The following is a 21,154-nucleotide window of genomic DNA, read 5'->3' on the forward strand; positions in this document are numbered from 1 at the left end:
CAGTGCTAAGCCGCTGATGGGCGAGAAGAAAAGAGCTCGTTAGGACACGGCAGTGGCCGCGCGTCCCTGGTGCCAATCCAGCTATAACGGCGCCCGGGGAGTGCGAGGTCAGTGCCGTTTTCGTGTATCTTGCTGCAGTCCTGCGCACGATGGAGTGCCTCAGCCACAGCCCGAGTACGTCGGCGGTTTTCTTCCCGCGTCCGATTCGAACCGCCAATTCCGCGGAGGACTACCTCCGATGAGGATTCCACCTTGACGGAAACGGAGTACATGAACATGGGCTCATCCTTCAGGATGAAGTATTCCGCGTGCACGTCGGCAAGCTGAGAGACCAGTGCGCGAGGAAGCGCTATCCGTGACGCGCGGACGGTGACCACAGGCCCGTCGGGAAGCGAGAAGGTGTGATCTAGCGCGCCGGGCGAATGCCTACGGCCGATGGTGGGGTGGCAGAGGATTGTGCGGATGAGGTCGAGGTCTTCGAAACATTCTGCACGGTAGGTAGCGGATAGTCGGGGAAGAGCTAGGCGGCGATGAATGGGAAACTCGTCTGCTGTGTTCATGGCTCACAAGTTATCGAACACCCCGGACTCACATTTTCGAACATATAGAACTAATGTTCGAGATATGTTTAGCATCAATTGGCTACCCAAGTGGGGGTAGTCAATTGGCTAGGTGCCTGGTGTTATTGCAGGGACATGTGGGGTTGTGGAAACGATTCGATAACGACTTTTGTAAAAGCCCAAGAGTCTGAGAAAACACTATTTCTGGGGGTGGGGTGGTGGATTAGTGTGAGTGGTGGCCCTAAAGAAAAACTAAACATTTGAAAGATTCGTCTCAATGAAGCACGCAAGAAGTCGACTGGCGGTAGCGGCTTTCGCAGCACTTTTGTCCTTGGTGGCCCCGGTCGCTGCACATGCTGTCGTGGTTGGTCCGGGTGACCCGATTCGAACTCCCATGGAGGGAAGTCCGTGGGATGGGTATCGAAATATCAACTCGCCGATGTGTTCGGCGGGTGTTCCGGGGACGGTGACGGACCGCAACGGGGAGAAGCATCGGGTCATGTTGACCGCAGGGCACTGCCTGAATGATGCTCCGGATGTGGGTCTGCCAATCGTCACTGGTGAGGTGTATGTGCCAACCACTGAAGGTGATAAGCGCATTGGTACCGCAGGTGCCCATCGTTGGGAATTGCCGCAGGAAGATGCCGGATTGGAGTCGTTGCCGGCAGGCTTTAATGGCGCGGACTACGGAATAATCAACCTGGATCCGGACGTAGAGACTACCGGGGCAAGTTATTCCATTGATGAAAATGGTCAGAGCTACGGGGAGCCGGTAGTGATGACTGGCATTCAGGACAATGAAGACCTGCCGCGTGGCGAAGTCTCCTTCGATAATCTTGGCAAGCCTGTCTGCAAGGACGGTATGCGCACCGGACGGGCCTGTGGATACCAGGTATTCCGAGCTCGAAACGGCATCTGGACGGTTGGTATTGGCGTTGATCACGGTGACTCTGGCGGAAATGCCTACGACCCGACCACAAATGAAGTTATTGGCGTGAATTCGATGACCTTCGGTCCGGTCTCGCGTGTGATGCCCGCGGATATTGCCATCCAGGAGGCCTACGGTATTCCCGACGGTCAAGTAAGCGACCACTTTGAGGTATCGGATTCCACGGCTCAGCGCGACTCCACCTATCGCACCCTCAACGAGGATATGGCGGCGGATCAGGAGTATGCCCGGGCGCAGGATTCGCAGGATTCACAGGAAGGTTCTGTACCGCAGCTAGTCGATCTCGTGGACCAGCTGCCACAGTTACCGCAAGTCCCTGAGCTGCCACAATCGCCCCAATTACCACAATTGTCACATCTGTCTGAGTCGCCTCAGTTGGCAGAAATTCAGCTTCCAAGCTTTGAGAGCTAGCACCAGTCTGAGAATCTGACAAAAATCACCCCCGAACCGTTAAGAGAGCCAGAATCATCCAAGGCGGATGGTTCTGGCTCTTGCATTGCTGTTGAGCAAACTTTTTGATGTCTAATGAGTGTGAAATGAAGGCGAATCACCGGTTCCTCGACTGAGAATTTCACCCTAGGTTTCATTTTTGGAGAGCTTTGTAAAGGTGTCCCTAATACACTGAGTGGGACAAGTTTTCTGTACAGAAATGGAGTAGCGCACACTATGGCCAGTTCGAAGAAGGTCGCCACACTCACGGCTGCACTGTCGGTAGCTGTAGGTGGCTTTGTGCCCGGAATCGCGGTAGCTGAGGCTGCACCGGCAAACTCGGATGTTGTCATCGGCCCGGGTTCGCCGTTGCGAATGCCGTTCCCGAGCAGCAAGAACATCGACGGACGTCATGTTCAGTCCCCGATGTGTTCTCTGGGAGTTCCTGGCACCGTTGTGGATCAGAATGGCGTTTCGCATCGTGTCATCATGACTGCCGGTCACTGTGTTGTGGCGAAGGATCTGGATACTGGTGAAGAGGTCACCGGCCAGTTCTTCATCCCAACCAAGGATGGCGACAAGCTGGTCAACAAGGACTACATGGGCACCGATGTCATGCCGGAAGAGAGCGACTTCGACGAAAACACCACTATGCCGGAGTTCTTCAACGAGCTCTTCAATAGCGGTGACTACGGCATCATTGAGGTTCAGGACGACATCAAGACCACCTCTATGTCCCACTCTGTGGATGAGTTCGGCAACGTCCATGGCGAGCCGGTTCAAATCGTCGGTATCGAGGACAAGCGCACTCTCGACCCGATGGAGATCTCCGTCGACAACTTCGGTGAGCCCGTGTGCACTGACGGTTCCCGTACTGGCCGCGGTTGCGGCTTCCAGGTCTTCCGTGTCCGCAACGGTGTCTGGGCCATCGCTCCGATTGACCACGGCGATTCGGGCGGAAACGCCTACAACCCAGAGACTCGCGAGGCCATCGGCGTTAACTCCATGGGTATTGGCCCGCTGAGCCGCTTCCAGCCGATTGACGTTGCTCTTGAAGAGCAGTACGACATCCCGGACGGCCAGGTTAACGAGCGCTTCAAGGTAGAGACCTCCACTGAACCGCAGTCTGAGTTCCGCACGATTGACGAGGACGTCCAGTACACCAACCAGCACGTCCCGCAGGAAGAGCCGGATCTGGGGCCGATTGGCGAGCTGCTCCCAGAGGGCGTTGAGGTCCCACCGGAAATTGCTGACATCATCTCGGAGAGCCCAGCTCTCCCGGAGCTGCCGATCCCGGAGCTGTCTGGTGCGACCGCTCAGGCAACACAGGCAGCCGACAGCATTTCCTCGCAGGCGAACCTGCCGAGCCTGTTCTAATCAGGTCACTGCAGTCTCGTAGATAGAGCGTTCGCTTTACGACGCTCCGTTTAACCCCCTATTCCGCCATGGTGGCGGGGTAGGGGGTTTTGCTTTCGTTAGTCAATCGGCTTTGCGTGAAGGTACTCGAAGAATGTGTCGGGAACGGGATGTTCAAGGTGAAGCTTCATTGTGACAACATTTAATTCTTTGTCTTTTAGCCCCTTCATTGTCGTTTGTTGTGGATCGCTGGGAGTCACTTCGCCAAGGTAGGTGAATCCTTCATCTGGTAAATCATCCCTACGCACAAACAAATGGATTGGGAACTTGTGTTGGATGATGCTCTGGACCTCTTGGCTCTTGAGGGTCCTATTTGAACGTGTAAACCAGCGTATCGTCGAACGGTCAATGAATTCATCTTCGTAGGCAATGCTCGGAGCAAGCCCCTTGTGCTTACGGTAGTTCACGAAGATTGGGATCGTCTGCGAGTGGGAATCAATCTTGTAGCCATTTAGCGTGCCTGTTTGATCCGACCGAAGCCTCAAAAGACGAGAAACATCCTTTCTGGAATAGCGTTGATTGCGGCGAAGCACACCCGCGAAATAATCATTTTCGAGGGACAGGAAAAGACCAGTTTGAATGATGTCATCCACATGCTCTCGAAAGCTATTTGGATATGTCGAATCCCACTTGTTGTACAAAGTCAAAAATTCCTCAGTCAGACTGTAACGTGAGGTTTCGTCATCGTACCGGACCAATCTAATTTCTTCGTAGGCCCGCTTCGGGTAAAACTCGAGGTTGAGCACTCGTTCGACAACAGAGAGATCCAGCTCGCTGTGAGAAACAGCTCTTGTGTCGAGAAAGCCAGAAAACTCTTCACGTGTGATGGAACCGTGCTTAATAAGCTGGTCAAGTAGAAGTAACTCTTGGGGTTGCTTTCCGGGAAGTAGCTCGCGGGACAAAAACTTCAAGTATTCACTCTGCTTATCCGTTGGTCCTGTTGCTGCTTTGTCTACTCGGTGGAGGAGTTCCCAATAATTCTTGGTACGCCTGGTCGAGATCACTGCAGGGTCAACGAGGTTGAACCGAGCAAAATCCATTAGTCGTGGTACACGATTCAGTCGGTACTGGAGAAGTTGAATATCCTTTTTAAATTCAGCAATCGTGTCTACCGAGGCTGTATCGATGGCTTTAAGGATCTTCTCCTTAGCAATTTCATCAAAGCTCACAGTGGAGCCCGATGGGATATTGGAGGGATCAACGACTTTGCTCTTGAGCTTCGACTTATTTCTAGATGAATCGCCGAAAAGAGCCATCGGGATCATGTAATTGTTCTTGTAGTTTCCAATAAAATCAATTACTCGGAGGTGGTCTTTTCCTGGGGCTTTGCGAAGACCACGGCCCAGCTGCTGGGTAAAAATGATGTTTGACTCGGTGCCGCGCAGCATCACTACTTGATTTACTGCCGGAATGTCGATGCCCTCGTTGAAAATATCAACGGTGATGATGTAGTCGAGTTCGCCTGCAGATAACTCCGCAACGACAGCATTTCGTGTCGATATTGAGTCTTCACCTAGAAGCACCTTCGTCCGTAGCTGCCGGCCAAAGAGCTGCTTTTGGTTGAGCTGCTCCGACAGCGCTTTCGCTTCGTCTTTCCGACTGCAAAACATGAGCCCCTTAACTCTCTCAGGAAACCCGTAGACACGGAGCTTCTCCAGGAGATAGTCGATACGATCTTCAGCGACGAGAGCATCGATGGATGCAGTCTTATCACCGATCGCTCGAACTCCATCATCAAAATCGGTGACACCGAAATAATGGAATGGTGCGAGCATGTCGGCTTCAAGAGCGGCTTGCAGTCGGATTTCGTAAGGAACGTTGAAATCAAAGAGGCGAAAGATGTCCCCTGAATCTGGACGCTCGGGAGTTGCGGTCAACCCGAGGACAAACTCACTGTTGAAGTATTCAAAAACTGGCTTGTAGGAATTAGCAGCGCCACGATGAACCTCATCGATAATGATGAAGTCAAAGGCATCTGGAGAAAAGGTTTTGTAAGTCGATTGGGAATACAAGGATTGAACTGAGGCAAAAAGGTATCGTGCATCAGTTTCTTTTTTCCCACCAACCAAGAGTCCAAAGTCGGCGTCCGTAAGCTCAGAACCGGAATAAGCAAGCACCTTTTGGAACTCACTCTTAGTCTTTTCCAGAATCTGTTCCCGGTGGGCGACGAACAAGACGCGCTTGGCCTCTGCTTCTTTAACTGCTAGCGCAGCAAGGATCGTCTTCCCCGTGCCGGTAGCGGAAATTATGAGGCCTTTCCGCTCGCCTGACTGCCTCAAGTCAGCGATATTCGACAGCGCTACCTGCTGCATTTGATTGGCGATAACTGGACCCTCGGGCAGCAACTTTGTGTGCGTGTTTTTCGAAACTGGAGGTACGCGGTTCTGTTCGTACTCATCGACCCACTTGTGAGTTAGTGGGATGCAACGGTTACGTTGCATATCGATGGCCGTCTCAATTTGGAACGTGATATCACCATTCTGGTGACTGGAAAAGTGTAGATTCCACTCTTCGTTTTCCTGGAGCGCCTTTTGCGTCAAATTTGCGCTGCCGACGATGGCTGAAAGCTCAACCTCTTTGTAAAAGAGGTATCCCTTTGGATGAAAACCCCGGTGATGATCCTCGGGGTAGATGTAGACGTTCAGTCCCTTAATTTCAAGAAGCTCTCTGAACATCGATGGTGAATTGAAATCAAGGTAGTTCGACGTGATGATCGTCATTTGGCCAGAAAACTGAAGGAGATCCTCCTTCAACATGGCAAGAGCGGCCGGAGAAATAAATGCTACTGAAAATATGAAACTCGTAGCGGTGCGTAGCTCCTCGCGGAGCGCATTGTACATAGTGGCCGACTCATCGTTGCGAATGAGTCGGGGATTGTATTTTTTGTCGGCAACGATGTTTTTATCGATGAAGCCGTAGCGTAGGTCTCCGACCAGGGAATTCATCATTGTTTTAGCATACTAAATGCACGCTGCGTCGATTGTATTGATTACTGTTCGTTTACAAGAATATCGACTGTAGGGATGTCTGCTGGCGCCCAATCAACGGAATAAAGTTCGGCCGGTTCTAACCAACGATATTCAGTGTGCTCCGTTAGCTTGATTTCGGGAGAAGAAACGGAACAAAAGTATGTCGCAAGTGAGATAACGGCGAAGTCATACTCATGGTCGACAGTGAGAATGTGGTTCCCAATCTCAGCGTCAAGTTTTAGCTCTTCTCTTAGTTCACGGGCTAGAGCCTCACGAGGGGACTCGCCTTCTTCGATCTTTCCACCGGGAAATTCCCAATAGTTTTCCATCGAGCGACCTGGGCCGCGTTGGGCGGCGAAGATTTTTCCTTCATAGGTAAGAACCGCACCTACAACTTCGATTCGTTTTTTCATCTCAACTCCGCGTTCTGTCATTGCGCCTCATTCTAGTAATCGTCACTGTTTGCAGATCGGGCTATGGTGAACTCTTGGGCTTCTTATTTTCTCTTTTGCACAGTAGAAAGGACCGTTACCTTGTCAGCTTCCCGTTCGCGCGACCTGCTTCGTCGTAAAGCAAAGTGCGAATCTCAGCCGGATATCGCATCGGAGGTGGGAAGCAAACCACAAGGTCGGGATTCTTGGCAGGGTGAATTAGACGGGACTAAACAGCCGATTCCGCGAGAGATTTGGATTCTGGTCAGCGCTGCGTTCATCATTGCGCTGGGCTTCGGTCTGATTGCACCGATCTTGCCGCAGTACGCGCGCAGCTTCGATGTGGGGGTGTTCGCGGCCAGCTTCGTGGTCAGTTCGTTCTCCATTTTCCGGCTAATCTTCGCGCCGGCATCGGGCTCACTGGTAGAGAAGCTCGGATATCGACGCACGTACCTAACCGGCATCAGTATTGTCGCGTTCTCGACTTTGCTTGTCGGTGTTGCGCAGACATATTGGCAACTGCTGGCGTTTCGTGCGCTCGGAGGCATCGGTTCGACGATGTTTACGGTCTCGGCAATGGGGCTGATTGTGCGGATTTCACCGCCGGAGATCCGCGGTAAGAGCTCGGCCGCCTACGGCACAGCCTTCCTGTTGGGCAATGTCTTTGGACCAATCATTGGTGCTGCAATGGGCGCATGGGGCATGAGGGTGCCGTTTTTCATTTACGGTGGCGCGCTGATTGTGGCAACGATTGTGGTCGGTATGTCGCTGAGTGCAGAGCATCTTCGCCACGTAGTGCCCAAGCGCACAACCCCGGTGCTGAGGTTCTCCGAGGCAATCCGCGACTCGGCATATCGAAGCGCACTAGTCGGAGCTTTCGCCAACGGCTGGTCGAACTTCGGCGTGCGCGTCGCGATTGTCCCGTTGTTCGCCGCGGCAACGTTTTCCCATGTCGGCGCACCAGAACCGGGCAGCGATGGGGCAGTAGCCGCCACTGCCACAGCTGGTTTTGCGCTGACGGCCTTCGCACTCGGCAATGTTACGGCACTGCAGTTTTCCGGCCGTCTCTCCGACCGCATTGGCCGTCGCCCACTGCTCATCACAGGGCTGTTTATCAACGGCGTATTCACTGGCGCTATCGGATTTAGCAGCGGCGCCATTCCGCTACTGATTCTCTCCGTCCTCGCGGGTTTCGGCGCTGGCATGATCAATCCATCGCAGCAGGCTGTGCTTGCCGACGTCATCGGCGCCAACCGCCAAGGTGGAAAGGTGCTCGCCAATTTCCAGATGGCTCAGGACTTCGGAGCGATTTCCGGCCCGCTGATTGTCGGCGCAATCGTGGATGCCGCAGGGTTCAAGGCCGGTTTCTTTGTTTGCGGTGTCATTTCGCTGGTCGCAATGGTGGGCTGGATCTTCGGGCGCGAGACTCTACCAGCCCACTCGTCGAACAGCGGAGCCAAAGAAGCCGAAGCGAAAACAGCTTAAGCAGAGGCGGATTTGCTAGTTTCCTTGCCTTCATCGAGCTTTCGGCAAATAGCCACGTAGATAGCGCCAGTAGTGTTATGCACCACAGCGGCCACCGCGCCGGGAAGCGCTGCCTCCGGGGTAAAGAACTTCGCTGCCATACCGGAGGACAGGCCAGCGGACTGTGTACCGACCTCCACGGCCACCGTGCGCTTGCCCGCAGTCGGCATCCCCACCAGCTGGCCTGCAAAGAAGCCGAGCACGTAGCCCAGGACGTTGTGGATGATCACAGCCACAAACACAATCAGGCCAATGTTCGCCAGGCTCTCAGCGTTCTTGGCCACGGCACCGAAGACCACGCCACCGATACCGAGAATGGAAATCCACGGCAGAATCGGCAGGATCTTATTAATAAACGAGTCGGCCACAACGCGAATAACCAGGCCACCAACCACAGGCAGGAGGACTGTCTGGCAGAGGCTCCAGGCCATCCCGAGGCCGTCGACATCCGTGTGCGCGTCGGCAAGCACGAGCATAAGAAACGGCGTCATAATCGGCGAGACCAGTGTCGACACACTGGTCATGGCGACGGACAGCGCGACATCGCCACGCGACAGGTATGCGATGACATTCGACGAAGTGCCGCCCGGAACAGAGCCCAGCATGAGCAGACCAACAGCGAGTGCCGGGTTGAGTCCGAGGACTTTAGCCACGGCAATCGCCAGCAGCGGCATGATGACAAACTGCGCAATAACGCCGAAGAGAATCGCCAACGGGCGCTTAGCGACCTGCTTAAAGTCCGGGATGGTCAGGGTGAGGCCCATCGCGAACATGATGATCATCAGGAAGTACGTGATGTAATCCGTCAGCGGAGTAAACGGGGCGGGGAAGAAGAATGCCAGCGCCGAACCCGCCAAAATAAAGCCCGGAAATCCGAGAACCTCAATTATCGCCGAGAGCTTCGACGGTGCCTTATTTTCCTGCTTGCCATTCCCAGAAATCTCCTCGGGAGAATGTGGTTTTAGCGGGGACTGCCGGGGCGAAGACGGCTGCGTTTCTGGTGCGTTGTTATTGCTGGACATTCTCTAGTGACCTTGGGTTTATACGTTGTGAAATTGCAAAAATCCGCCGAACGGTGGGTGTTCCACGGCGGAAAATAGCTGATATGTGTACAAACGTGTAGGGAAAATGTTAACTACCTCACCCCAGGAAATTGCAAAATAGGTACCCCGAAGTGGGTGCAATGTGCTCGCTTGACGTCGGCCCCAGCGCCGGGCCTCATCCAAGAAATCGACCACCTAGTGTTGTGGCCTTGCTAACGGGAAATGGTTTTTTGACCGACGGTGGCGTAGTCTGGGCAGTCGGTGTGAAATCCTGACGACAATGTCGCAGAGAATCTGGCAGCGGTATAAATTCGCTGGTGAAACGCTTGAGAGTGCATAGTGCATGATGGGCGCCCCTCCTCGGAAGTAAAAGCTGAATTGGGTTTGGGCGCAATTTTTCGAAGTATGTGCAAGAGAAGCGATGTCATCGCAATTCCGACGTGAGAGCACTGAAAACAAGAACGTAAATTGGGCGGGTCATGTATGTGCGACCCAACTGTGAGTAATCAACTGTTGAATATTGAGTGTGCGGGCGAAAAGGCCCAGGAAGAGCCCCAAATGGCTAATAATGAAATGAATGGCAGCGTCGAGGAAAATCGCGAGGATCAGCGCGAAAACCAGCGCGAGGACGCAATTGTGAAGGCCGAGGATGTAGTGGCCGAGGAAGCACCGGTGGTCGAAGAGAAGGCCGCTGAGGAAAAGACCGAAAAGGCTGAGGTCAAGGAAAAGGCCGAGAAGAAGGCCGAAAAGAACAAAGACGACAACGGCGACGACACCGTCGGCTTCGATGAGCTTGAGCTGCCGGATGACATTGTCAATGCAGTTCGCAAGGTTGGGTTTGAGACTCCGTCCCCAATTCAGGCTGCTACTATCCCGACTCTGATGAGCGGCCGCGACGTCGTCGGCCTGGCTCAGACTGGTACCGGTAAGACCGCGGCGTTTGCGCTGCCGATTCTGGCTCGCATTGATCGCTCCGTCCGCGCACCTCAGGCTCTGGTGCTTGCTCCGACCCGTGAGCTGGCGCTGCAGGTTGCGGACTCCTTCCAGTCGTTTGCTGATCACCTGGGCAAGATTCAGGTCCTGCCAATCTACGGTGGTCAGTCCTATGGAGTGCAGCTGTCGGGTCTGCGCCGAGGTGCGCAGATTATCGTCGGCACGCCTGGTCGTGTCATCGACCACCTGGAGAAGGGCTCGCTGGACATTTCCGACCTGCGTTTCCTGGTGCTGGACGAGGCCGATGAGATGCTGCAGATGGGCTTCCAGGAGGATGTCGAGCGCATTCTTGCCGACACCCCGGATGACAAGCAGGTCGCGCTGTTCTCGGCTACCATGCCGGCTGCGATTCGTCGCCTGTCCAAGCAGTACCTGACGGAGCCGGAAGAGATTACCGTCAAGTCCCAGACTCGCACTGCGGACAACATTCGCCAGCGCTTCCTGATGGTCAGCCACCGCAACAAGCTGGACGCGCTGACCCGCATCCTCGAAGTCGAGGAATTCGAAGCGATGATCATGTTCGTGCGCACCAAGCACGAGACCGAGGAGCTCGCCGAGAAGCTGCGTGCCCGCGGATTCTCCGCTGCTGCCATCAACGGCGACATCCCGCAGACTCTCCGTGAGCGCACGATTGATCAGCTCAAGGACGGCCGCCTGGACATCCTGGTGGCAACCGATGTGGCTGCTCGTGGCCTGGACGTTGACCGCATTTCCCACGTGGTCAACTACGACATTCCGCACGACACCGAGTCCTACGTCCACCGCATCGGTCGTACCGGCCGCGCTGGCCGCTCCGGCGAGGCGCTGCTCTTTGTCACCCCGCGTGAGGGACGCCTGCTGCGCTCGATTGAGCGTGCAACCAAGTCGCAGCTGCACGAGATGAAGCTGCCGACCGTCGATGAGGTCAACGACTCTCGCAAGCAGAAGTTCGCTGATGACTTGACCGAGGCGCTTGCTGATTCGCAGGTTCCGGTCTTCCGTGAGCTCATCGAGGAGTACGCAGAAGAGCACGACACCCCACTGGTTGATATCGCCGCCGCTATCGCTGCGCAGGCACAGTCGGGCGACTTCCTAATGAAGGAACCGCCGCGTGGCCGTCGTAACGACCGTGACCGTGATCGTTTCGACCGCGACCGCAACCGTGGCCGCGATGGTCGCTCCCGCGGTGAGCGCGGTCAGGGCAAGCGCGCTGACCTGGTCGAATTCGACCGCGAGGGCACCGCAACCTACCGCATCAGCGTCGGTCGTCGCCAGCACGTCCGCCCGGGTGCCATCGTCGGCGCCATCGCCAACGAGGGTGGCCTGTCCTCCAAGGACTTCGGACACATCGACATCCGTGGCGACCACACACTGGTCGAACTGCCGGCCAACCTGCCGCAAGAAGTCATCAACAACCTCTCCGATACTCGCATCTCCGGCCAGCTCATTGGGCTGAAGCTTGACGACGGCACCTCGGTCGACGACAGCGATGACTACCGCGGTGGCCGTGGTGGCTACCGTGGCGATCGTCGTGATGGCGGCCGCGGTCGCGGAGGATACCGTGGTGGTCGCGGTCGCGATGACCGTCGTGGTGGTGGCCGTGGCCGTGGTGGCTACCGTGGAAACTTCGATGACGGTGACGATTTCGGTGGCCGTGGTCGCGGTCGCGATGACCGTCGTGGTGGCGGTCGCGGTCGCGGTGGCTACCGTGGTGGCCGTGATGACCGTCGCGGTGGTTACCGAGGCGGACGCCGCTAAACCTGCTAGGTGAGGTGAGCTGGGGGGGGGGGCGTCGTCAGGCGACAACCGACGACCGCCCTTGGCGCTGACCTAGAAAATAAAAAAACTGCCGGTGCGCATGTACTTCCAAGCCCTAAAAGTCGGGCCGAAACGTACAGGCGCACCGGCAGTTTTATTGTGTCTGAGCGTGAGCTCTAGATGAAGAACATCAGGATGCCGGCGACAACCCACAGCAGGGAGAAGATGCCGGAGAACATAGCCAGCTGGCCCTTCTGCTTGTCCCAGTCGAGCTCTTCAGCCTTCTTGCGACGCTCGATGAACTCCGGATCGTCAGCATCCTCGTCTTCGTCAGCGATGCCGAGGCCGGCCATCATCAGACGCTGACGCGGAATGACCAGGAAGAACAACAGTGCCCAGGCGATGATAGCCAGCAGAATTGCGGCGTGCATTGCCCCGGACTTCATGTAGGTCGACACATCGGTGAACATGACACCGAAGCCGAGCAGCGGCACGAGCAGCGACCACATGCCGTAGGTGCGCGAAATGGCGTGCATGGTGCGCGCGGCGCCGACCGTTCCAGCCTCTCCGCCGCGGGCTGCAAGCGCGAGCTTCGGGAACATCGAAATTGCGACAGTCACCGGTCCAAGCAGCAGAATTGCCGCCAGGACGTGAACCATAAGAACTACGTTTTGCACGTATTACCTTTCCACGACTGAATGTAGGCCTCGCGTTCAAGCGAGGAGTGGCCTGGATATTTCTTTATTAAGACCAGTCCTTAACTTAACGTGCTCGCACTATTTTCTCTATTTCGTGCCTTTCCTCGCGCGGATTCCACACGCAGTGGCCATCGCCTTCCAGTCTGCCGACGATACGGGCAGGTCCCATTTAATGGCCACCGCTAAGTAACGATGCGAGTAGTCACACGCCTTCGCATCCTCGGGAAGCCATTCCGCCGGGCTGGCATCTCCTTTATCCCGGTTGACCGCGCTTCGCGTGGGCACGAGGTTGGTCTCGATATCGTTGGCAAATTGCCGACGCCTCTCGGGATCCCAGGCGTAGGCTCCGAAATCCCACGCCGCTGCCAACGGATAAATGTGGTCGATATCGACCTCATGCGCACCAACCGGGTCACCCGTGTAAGGGTCAGGGATTTCGCGCGGGGAGCCGTCGTCAAGCGAACACGCAGAGCCCCCGAACCACGCCGCCAACACTTTATGGCGTGTATTGCAATCGGCAGAACCTGCCCAGACGTCGAAGCGCTCGCGCTTGTATCCGGTGACGGTGGGGCGGTCGGCGACGACGCGTACGGTGCGCAGTTGCTTGACGACGGCTTCCGTCTCCGAGCCCGCGGGGGAGGAGGTGACGAGAACTCGCGTAAGCGCAAAGGATGAGACAAAGGCGGCAGTCAGGGAGGCGGCCAGGATGGCAAATAAAAAAGGGCGCATACCTAGTTGGGCGCGAAAAATACTTTTTCGGTTCCCTTGTAGGTATGCGCCGGGGCTAGCCTGCGGGGCTAGCGGAGGCCAAGCCTAGATCAAAGCGTTAGACCAGAGCCTGCTTTGCTGCGTGGTCGAACTCTTCCTTGATTTTCTCGTTCGGCTCCTTGGTAAGCAGCGTGACAATGATCATCACGACAGTTGCAGCGGCGAAGCCCGGGACGATCTCGTAGAGAGTGTCGCTGAGCGAGCTCATGCCCCATGCGAAGGAGACAACCGCACCGGTGATCATGCCGGCAGCAGCACCTGGCGTGTTCAGGCGCGACCAGTAGAGGGCAGCCAGCAGCACCGGGCCGAATGCCGAGCCGAAGCCAGCCCACGCGAAGCCAACCAGATCCAGAATGGAGCTGTTCGGGTTAGCAGCGATGATTGCGGCGATGATGGCGATCAGCGCGACGGCGACGCGGGAGAGAGCCATGTAGGTCTTCGGACGCAGGGACTTGTTGACCGTTGCCTTGAACAGGTCCTCGATTAGCGCGGAGGAAGACACCAGCAGCTGCGAGGAAATGGTGGACATGATTGCTGCCAGTACTGCAGTCAGAATCAGGCCTGCAATCAGCGGGTGGAACAGGATGCGGGTCATGTCCAGGAAGATGGTCTCGTAGGAAGACGCATCAGTGACCGAAGCATCTGGGTTCGTAGCGAAGAAAACAGTTGCGGTCAGCGCCACGAGGACGGAGCCGAGCATGCACAGTGCCTGCCAGCCAACGCCCCAGCGGCGGCCCTCGGTTGCGTCCTTTGCACTACGCAGAGCCATGAAGCGAACGATAATGTGCGGCTGGCCGAAGTAGCCCAGACCCCAGCCGAGCAGACCGATAATCGTGATTAGCGGAATGCCAGCGAACGGATCGAAGAAGGCCTCAACCGGCTGTCCCTCGCTGCCCGGGTAGGGGTTGTTAGCAGCAAAGCTGAAGATGTCCGAGGCGGAGTTGCCATTGTTGATTAGGTAGATGATGCCGACAGTCGGAACCGCCAGCAGTGCGATGAACATAATGATGCCCTGCACCGTGTCTGTGTAAGACACCGCCAGGAAGCCACCGAACAGGGTGTACGCGACAGTGATAGCCGCTACCAACAGCATGCCGACGAGGTAGTTGCCACCGAACGTCGACTCCCAGTAACGGCCACCTGCCACCATGCCCGAGGAGACGTAGAAGGTGAAGAACAGCAAAATAATCAGGCCTGCGGCAACGCGCAGCACCTTCGACGTATCGTGCAGACGATTCTCCAGGAACGACGGCACGGTAATCGAGTTACGAGCAATCTTGGTGTAACTACGCAGGCGTGGTGCGGTGAACTTCCAGTTCAGCCATGCGCCTGCGACCAGGCCGATTGCAATCCAGGTCTGGTTCAGACCCGAAAGGTAAATCGCGCCGGGCAGACCCATCAGCAGCCAGCCGGACATGTCCGATGCACCCGCTGACAGTGCCGCGACGAACGGATGTAGGCCGCGGCCGCCAATCATGTATTCGTCATACTCTGCAGTCTTTTTCCATCCGGTCCAACCGATGTAGACCATCAACAGCAGATAAATGACTAGTGCGATGATGAACCATGTGTGTTGGTCCACAGGGCAACTCCTCATTATTTATTAGTCGTACAGTCGGACTCGCGCACTACCTAGCGCACCAAAAAGCATTTTCGGCGCACAACTCAATTTCGCTTAATCAAGTCTGCTTGACGACGTTCACAGCGACGCGGCAGCATCGAGCCAAAAAGTGGCCGACGTCCACGGTGGAACCTGCGGTTCGCGATTCAGCACAGCTTCAGCTTCCGGACTATCTTCGACAGTCATCGGAGCCTACTGGCACATGCGAACCATGGCAGAACTATTGCACGAGTCACACATTTTTAATTCTTGTGGCCTATACGACGTTTTCATGTGATGCGCTGCATTGCAAGATAAGAAGCGTTGAAAAAGCTTTTAAAAATCGGTTAAGTGCGACAAATTACCTGGGAAAAGGGGTATTTGGGTAGAGGAGGAGTAATTTTTGCAAGATACATAATTCGAACATGCGTGCTAATGTTGTGGTGTGGTGGAAAAGCTGATCCGGGGTGCGTGGCAGAATCTTCATTGAACAAATATCTGGTGGCGAAGTCGCCGGGTGATTAGACGGTGATGACTGAGCAAGCAGTGGGGAGGAAGTAATGGACCAAGTTGCTAAGTCAGCGGTGCCGTTGCTGCTGCACGCGGTCTGGAAAGATGATTCGGGTCTTCACCTATGGGTGGAGCGGCCAGAGGGGCACCGGATTATTGCGGACGTGGATTTGCTGGAAGTCCCGGCGCATCAGCGTCGGCTTTTTGCAGTGCTGGACCAGGGGAGTCGAGCGCAACTGACGCTAAAACTGCGCACACCGAAGGGGCGGGCAGTAGAGAAAGCGGTACCCACATGGGTGTTCCCGCCATGGGCTGCGGTGACGGCACTGGTGCAATTGCAGGAGGAAGTTTCCTCGGCGGCGATGGCACCGGATCTTCGGTTCTTTGTGGATGTTGTACAGGGATTGGATGCTTTCGCACGCTCTGGGCGGGCATTGGTGGCGCTGACGTGGGAAGACAATGAGTGGTGGCCGACGTGGCGGATGTCGGAGGGGCTGAGTGAGATTGCTTGGCAGAGTCAGGTCATTTCTCGTACACCACCGGTATTGATTGATAACGGAGGCGCCACGGTGGCTGAGGATTTCATCAATCGGATGTTTCATTGGGTCACCAACGCGCTTCTGGCCGATCTGGATGAACCGGCAGAACAGCGGCAGAGTTTCGTGCGGTCGTTGTTGCAGTCTCAGTCCCTGGGGCGTGCGACGCCGGGGGTGGCGCAGTCACTGGCAAAGTGGAGGCTGTCGGCCGATGGTGAGGATGTTCGTCTGCAGCTAATGGTGCAGGAACCTGTTGGTTTTGAAGGCCAGCTGGAAGACTTGCCGGATGTGGATCTTCCGCAGCTGTTGGAGTTGCGGAATCGAGCGGATGAAGAAGGCGGCTCAGTAACTCGCTTCAATCCTCGTTCAGCTGCGGTGGAACATGAGACTCTATGGCCATTGCGGATGTACTACCGCATCGGCGTCGCAGCTCCGGAGCGCCTGAATCCAGAAATGTGTCGCCGGTCCGTGCTGTCGCTGCTTCGCCCGCAGCTATTGGCGGCACAGGAGGCATTCCCAACGCTCAAATATGCGAAAGCAGCGGGACACCCGGGCTTGGATCTGCTGCTGACCTCAGAGCAGCTGATAGAGCTTATGACTGATGGCATCTCGCAGCTGGCAAAGGTTGATATCGATGTGATGCTGCCGCCGAACTGGAAGTCAGTGGAGACCACCCTGCAGTTGCACACTGAAGTCGTCCAGTTAGATCCGACGGGGCCTGCTGGGCGCCGTTCGGAACCGAAACTCGGATTTGACCAACTGGTTGATTACGAGTGGAAGCTGGCCGTGGGGGATGCCGTACTGACGGAAGCGGAAATGCGTGAGCTCGCTGCATCGAGTACGGGGCTAGTGCATCTGCGAGACCATTGGGTGCACGCGAACCCAGAGGTAGCTAGGGAAGCCCTGAAGTTTTTGGTGGAGCAGACCAAGGCCGGGGAGGAAACCGGTAAGGGGCAAGCCACCCTGAAAGAGCTGGTCTTCGACGGTGGCTTAGAGTCGCAAGCTCCAGCAGCAGTGCCAGTCGCCCCCAGGGACCCCTCTTGGCTCAAGGCGTTGGTGTCGAAGTACTCAGACGGTTCCACGGCCCTCGCAGAGTCGGTCGAGGTGCCACCGAGTTTTGTCGGTGAGCTGCGGGAGTATCAACAGCGCGGTGTGGAGTGGCTGGCGGATATGTCCAACCGCGGCTTTGGTGTCATTCTCGCGGATGACATGGGGCTCGGTAAGACTGTGCAAATTCTGGCGCTGTTGGAGTATGAGCGCTGCCGTCGGAAAGCAGATGCTACGGCTCAAGGGCACAAGACTTCGCTGCTGGTGGTTCCGACAGGTGTGTTGCGCAACTGGGCAGCAGAAGCGGCAAAGTTCACTCCAGAGCTTAAGGTTGGGCTGCTGCATGGTTCAAACCGCCCTCATGGTGGGGAACTACAAGAATTTATCGGAAAACACGATGTTGTTGTGACGACCTATGGTGTTGCTACCCGCGATGTGAACGAACTCGCCCAAGTGCAGTGGGATCATGTGATTGCTGACGAAGCACAGGCAATTAAGAACCCCAACGCCCAGGTATCCAGAGCGCTGCGGAGCCTGGGCTCGCGGCACAACATCGCCATGACTGGTACTCCGGTGGAAAACGACTTGGGCGAGCTGCGCACCATCATGGATTTCTGTAATCCAGGCATGCTGGGGTCGGCGAATGCATTTCGCAACAAGTTTGCGATTCCCATCGAGCGTGATGGGAATGCGGAAATGCTACTGCAATTGCAGTCGATTACAGCACCTTTTATTCTGCGCCGACTCAAGTCGGATCCAGCTATTGCGCCGGACCTGCCCAAGAAGAATGAGCAGGTGGAGATGGTTCCTCTCACGACGGAGCAGGCTTTCTTGTATCAGGAAGCTGTGAAGGACATCGAGGACAAGCTCAAGCGCTCGAAGCGGAATCGCTCTGGCAACTTCGGGCGAAAGAGCATCATCCTCGGCGGCATCATGAAGTTGAAGCAGATTTGCAACCACCCAGCGCACTACCAGCACGACGGCTCAGGGCTGCTTAATCATGGGCAGCATCGCTCGGGCAAGGTTGCACGGCTGGAAGAGCTCGTCGATGAGATTGTCCAAAACGGTGAACGCGCGCTTGTGTTCACGCAGTTCGTGGAGTTCGGCAAGATGCTCGCCCCTCATTTCAGCAAGCGCCTGGGCGTGGACATTCCGTTTATCCAAGGGGCAATGACTCCGGCACAGCGCGAGAAAGTAGTGGCAGAGTTTAATGCCCCGGACGGCCCACCAATCATTTTGCTGTCTACTCTCGCGGCAGGTGTTGGCATCAACCTGGTTGCCGCCAACCACGTCATTCACATTGACAGGTGGTGGAATCCAGCAGTTGAAAACCAGGCCACGGACCGCTCTTACCGCATCGGTCAGCGTAAAGACGTACACGTGCACAAGCTGGTCAGTGTGGGAACGCTTGAAGAGCGTATCGACGAGCTGATTTTCGAGAAGGCAGAATTGGCGGATGCGGTTGTGCGCGCTGGTGAAACCAAGCTGACGGAGATGGACTTTCACCGTTTGCGGTCTCTGTGGCAATTGGACAAGGACAAGATTCAGTCACTGCGTGAATCGATGGACGCAGCGGAGTCAAAGTCCGGTGGGACGGTGACCGATGGGGTGAACCCGGAGGGCACGGCATCGGACTCCACAATCTCGGATGACGATTCGATTCCCAACAATGTGACCCCGTTTAGGGGCCAGAAGAGGTGGTACTGATGGCCGGTGACGGAGACGTGACATGGGGCGACAATGTCATCTTTGCCGAGTTTGGCAAGGGGCCCTCTGGAAAGCGTGGTCGTAAAAGGACTACGGCGCGAAGCGCGCCAGCAACCAGCTCGACGATTGAAAAGCTCCTGGCCACCCAGGACTGGGCTGGTGCATTTACCGGACAGCAGCGACGTGGAACCGCAGCGCGCGTGGCGGTCGAGCCACGTACTACTTTTGCCCGGTGGGTGTGGGAGTTCATCATCCGTGGCGCTGATTCGGGTCGTGTTCACAGAGGTGAGAAGTACAGGTTCGACGGCAATGTGCTGGGGCTTCGAATCGCGGATGGCTACATCATCGGTGAAGTGCAGGGCAGCCAGCCGGAACCATTTTCAGTCTTTATTCGGTTCCCACGGCGGGAGCAGAAACAAACTGACGACGTACTGCGGTGGTTGGTGAACAATCCGTCGGCCTTCACAGAGTTTGAGCACGGCGAGTTGCCGTATGAGCAGATGGAAATGCTGTTGTGCGATGGCGAAGAGCACATTTACAGCGAATGCACCTGCCCGGACCCGGCACCTGTGTGTAAGCACACCGTTGCAGTTGCCGCTCAACTTGTCGCTGATATCGACCGCGATCCGCTGTCGCTACTACAGCTGCGCGATTATCCGCAGCGCGAATTGCAACGCCGGCTTCAGGAACTAACACAGCTGCGAAACCGGACTGCGCCGAAGCGCCTCGGGCTTGGTGGCGCGGTTCGGGAGAATCCCAATAAAACCGCCCAGAAGTCGAATGACGCTGGTGGAAAAGATAGCGGTGACAACGAGCAGAAGAAGGTTGCCGAACTTTTCGCTGTCGAAGCCGACTACTGGGGCAATGATTTGGAACGAGTCAGTGTTCCTTCGCTCGAGGTTATTGACCCACTAACAGTTACCGACCGCAGTTTGCTGCATGAAGCATTGCAGCCAACCTGCGTAATTTCGAGAGAGACCATTCGTGCAGTCGCTGATTTGGAAGATTGTTGGCAACATCTGCAGGAATCGCTGAGCCTGGGACAAAAGGAGCGCTAGTCATGAAATTCATTCACACCTCAGATTGGCAACTGGGAATGACTCGGTGGTTCCTAGAGCTCGACGGCGGTGAAGCCCAAGCTAGGTTCCACGAAAGTCGACTCAACGCCATCGATCGCATCGGCGAGTTGGCGATTAGCGAAGGCGCTGAGTTCATTGTCGTCGCTGGAGACGTGTTCGATTCCAACACATTGCCGGACAAGGTGTTTTTGCGGGCTCTTGAGCGAATCGCCAAGCTACCCGTGCCGGTGTATTTCCTACCCGGCAACCATGATGCGCTTGATGCTTCTTCCATTTATCGACGTAGTGCTTTCGAATCTTTGGAAGACCGAGGAGTTTACGTAATTCGCGACAGCGCGCCCATTGCAATCCGTGACGGGGTGGAACTCATCGGTGTGCCAGTGCGCGGCAAGTATTCGGCAGACGACATCGTGGCGGAAATAGCCACGGAGCTTGAGCCCGCCGATGGAATCCGAGTGATGGTCGCACACGGCCAAGTAGAAGGCTTTGGTGCTGATGCAGGAGCCACCATTGATCTGACCAGCTTGGAACAAGCTATTGACCGCGGGGCGTTGCACTATGTTGCGCTGGGGGATTCCCACTCCACGAGCCAACTCGATCATGCTGGCAGAGTTTATTTCTCCGGCGCACACGAAACCACAGCGTACGACGACAAAGAACGGGATTCCGGCAATGCACTCGTCGTCGACATTGTAGAGAGCGGCCCCGAAAAAGGCTCAGTTACCGTGGCCTCCCACCGAGTGGGGCAGTGGGCTTTTCATGCCATAGACATGGATATCACTGGCGCGGAAGACCTCGATGAGTTCTTTGCTGAACTGGACGGTATCGAGGCGAAGACAGACACAGCGGTGAAGTATTCATTGCGAGGAACCGTGACACTGTCAGAGTCGACTACCTTTGAAAACCGACTTGAGCAGTATCAACAGCTTTTCGCTGCACTTTATCGCCGGGAAAGTGGCTCCGATTTGACGGTGGTTCCGTCCGAGGGGGATATCTCTAATCTCAATCTCACCGGTTATCCGCTCATAGCTGCAGAAAAACTAACGGTCTTGAGTAAGGGACGAACCGAGAGCGGTAGCCCCCTATCAGAATCTGAAACCACCGCAGCAGCCGATGCGCTTCGCTTGCTGGCCCGCCTGGCAGGAGAGAAGGAATAAA

The 21,154-nt window shown here is 55.9% G+C and carries 14 protein-coding genes; 7 read left to right on the plus strand and 7 right to left on the minus strand.

Annotated elements, in window-relative coordinates; translation table 11 throughout:
• Window positions 1-5: 5 nt before the first annotated feature.
• A complete protein-coding gene (locus HMPREF2562_RS03580) occupies window positions 6-560 on the minus strand; it encodes a hypothetical protein (RefSeq protein WP_049194129.1) in 555 nt (184 codons plus the stop codon).
• 277 nt (window positions 561-837) lie between these two features.
• Here HMPREF2562_RS03580 and HMPREF2562_RS03585 point away from each other — a divergent pair, with 277 nt between their 5' ends.
• Complete coding sequence (locus tag HMPREF2562_RS03585; RefSeq protein ID WP_224783717.1) at window positions 838-1,920, plus strand: S1 family peptidase; 1,083 nt, start codon at window positions 838-840, stop codon at window positions 1,918-1,920.
• Window positions 1,921-2,175: 255 nt separating this feature from the next.
• Window positions 2,176-3,315, plus strand: a complete 1,140-nt coding sequence (locus tag HMPREF2562_RS03590) for a trypsin-like serine protease (protein ID WP_070549626.1) — start codon at window positions 2,176-2,178, stop codon at window positions 3,313-3,315.
• 98 nt (window positions 3,316-3,413) lie between these two features.
• On the opposite strand, the gene HMPREF2562_RS03595 is transcribed toward HMPREF2562_RS03590, so the two are convergent.
• Both HMPREF2562_RS03595 and HMPREF2562_RS03600 read right to left on the minus strand, forming a co-directional pair.
• Window positions 3,414-6,302 (minus strand): DUF3427 domain-containing protein, encoded by a 2,889-nt coding sequence (locus HMPREF2562_RS03595; protein ID WP_083295694.1) that lies wholly within the window; start codon window positions 6,300-6,302, stop codon window positions 3,414-3,416.
• Between the two features lie 41 nt (window positions 6,303-6,343).
• Complete coding sequence (locus tag HMPREF2562_RS03600) at window positions 6,344-6,736, minus strand: (deoxy)nucleoside triphosphate pyrophosphohydrolase (protein ID WP_048732825.1); 393 nt, start codon at window positions 6,734-6,736, stop codon at window positions 6,344-6,346.
• A 120-nt stretch (window positions 6,737-6,856) separates the two neighbouring features.
• Between HMPREF2562_RS03600 and HMPREF2562_RS03605 the strand changes: the two genes are divergently transcribed.
• A complete protein-coding gene (locus HMPREF2562_RS03605) occupies window positions 6,857-8,239 on the plus strand; it encodes an MFS transporter (protein WP_070549627.1) in 1,383 nt (460 codons plus the stop codon).
• Here the strand turns inward: HMPREF2562_RS03605 and HMPREF2562_RS03610 are convergent.
• The gene (locus HMPREF2562_RS03610) at window positions 8,236-9,300 is read right to left on the minus strand and encodes a bile acid:sodium symporter family protein (RefSeq protein ID WP_141744764.1); all 1,065 of its coding nucleotides are present in this window, start codon (window positions 9,298-9,300) and stop codon (window positions 8,236-8,238) included. The two genes, HMPREF2562_RS03605 and HMPREF2562_RS03610, sit on opposite strands and share 4 nt — an antisense overlap.
• Before the next feature lie 579 nt (window positions 9,301-9,879).
• Between HMPREF2562_RS03610 and HMPREF2562_RS03615 the strand changes: the two genes are divergently transcribed.
• Window positions 9,880-12,051 (plus strand): DEAD/DEAH box helicase, encoded by a 2,172-nt coding sequence (locus tag HMPREF2562_RS03615; RefSeq protein WP_083295695.1) that lies wholly within the window; start codon window positions 9,880-9,882, stop codon window positions 12,049-12,051.
• 176 nt (window positions 12,052-12,227) lie between these two features.
• Here the strand turns inward: HMPREF2562_RS03615 and HMPREF2562_RS03620 are convergent, their stop codons facing one another.
• The 3 genes from HMPREF2562_RS03620 to putP form a co-directional block, all read right to left on the minus strand.
• On the minus strand, window positions 12,228-12,728 hold the full coding sequence (locus HMPREF2562_RS03620; RefSeq protein ID WP_049172012.1) for a hypothetical protein: 501 nt from the start codon (window positions 12,726-12,728) through the stop codon (window positions 12,228-12,230).
• Window positions 12,729-12,836: 108 nt separating this feature from the next.
• Window positions 12,837-13,478: an HNH endonuclease family protein gene (locus HMPREF2562_RS03625; protein ID WP_049172013.1), complete on the minus strand. Its 642-nt coding sequence runs from the start codon at window positions 13,476-13,478 to the stop codon at window positions 12,837-12,839.
• 97 nt (window positions 13,479-13,575) lie between these two features.
• A complete protein-coding gene (gene putP / locus HMPREF2562_RS03630; RefSeq protein ID WP_070546799.1) occupies window positions 13,576-15,099 on the minus strand; it encodes a sodium/proline symporter PutP in 1,524 nt (507 codons plus the stop codon).
• A 578-nt stretch (window positions 15,100-15,677) separates the two neighbouring features.
• On the opposite strand from putP, the gene HMPREF2562_RS03635 reads away from it, so the two are divergent.
• The 3 genes from HMPREF2562_RS03635 to HMPREF2562_RS03645 are packed head-to-tail and all read left to right on the plus strand — an operon-like array spanning window position 15,678 to window position 21,153.
• Window positions 15,678-18,917 (plus strand): DEAD/DEAH box helicase, encoded by a 3,240-nt coding sequence (locus HMPREF2562_RS03635; protein ID WP_070549629.1) that lies wholly within the window; start codon window positions 15,678-15,680, stop codon window positions 18,915-18,917.
• Window positions 18,917-19,975 carry a hypothetical protein gene (locus HMPREF2562_RS03640; RefSeq protein ID WP_070429342.1) on the plus strand — a complete coding sequence of 353 codons (1,059 nt, stop codon included), beginning with the start codon at window positions 18,917-18,919 and terminating at the stop codon, window positions 19,973-19,975. The genes HMPREF2562_RS03635 and HMPREF2562_RS03640 overlap by 1 nt, the downstream gene beginning before the upstream one ends.
• Before the next feature lie 2 nt (window positions 19,976-19,977).
• Window positions 19,978-21,153 (plus strand): metallophosphoesterase family protein, encoded by a 1,176-nt coding sequence (locus HMPREF2562_RS03645; RefSeq protein WP_070429341.1) that lies wholly within the window; start codon window positions 19,978-19,980, stop codon window positions 21,151-21,153.
• Window position 21,154: the final 1 nt, after the last annotated feature.

Origin of the sequence: Corynebacterium sp. HMSC077G07 (genome assembly GCF_001809225.1) — a bacterium.
Classification (GTDB): domain Bacteria; phylum Actinomycetota; class Actinomycetes; order Mycobacteriales; family Mycobacteriaceae; genus Corynebacterium; species Corynebacterium jeikeium_D.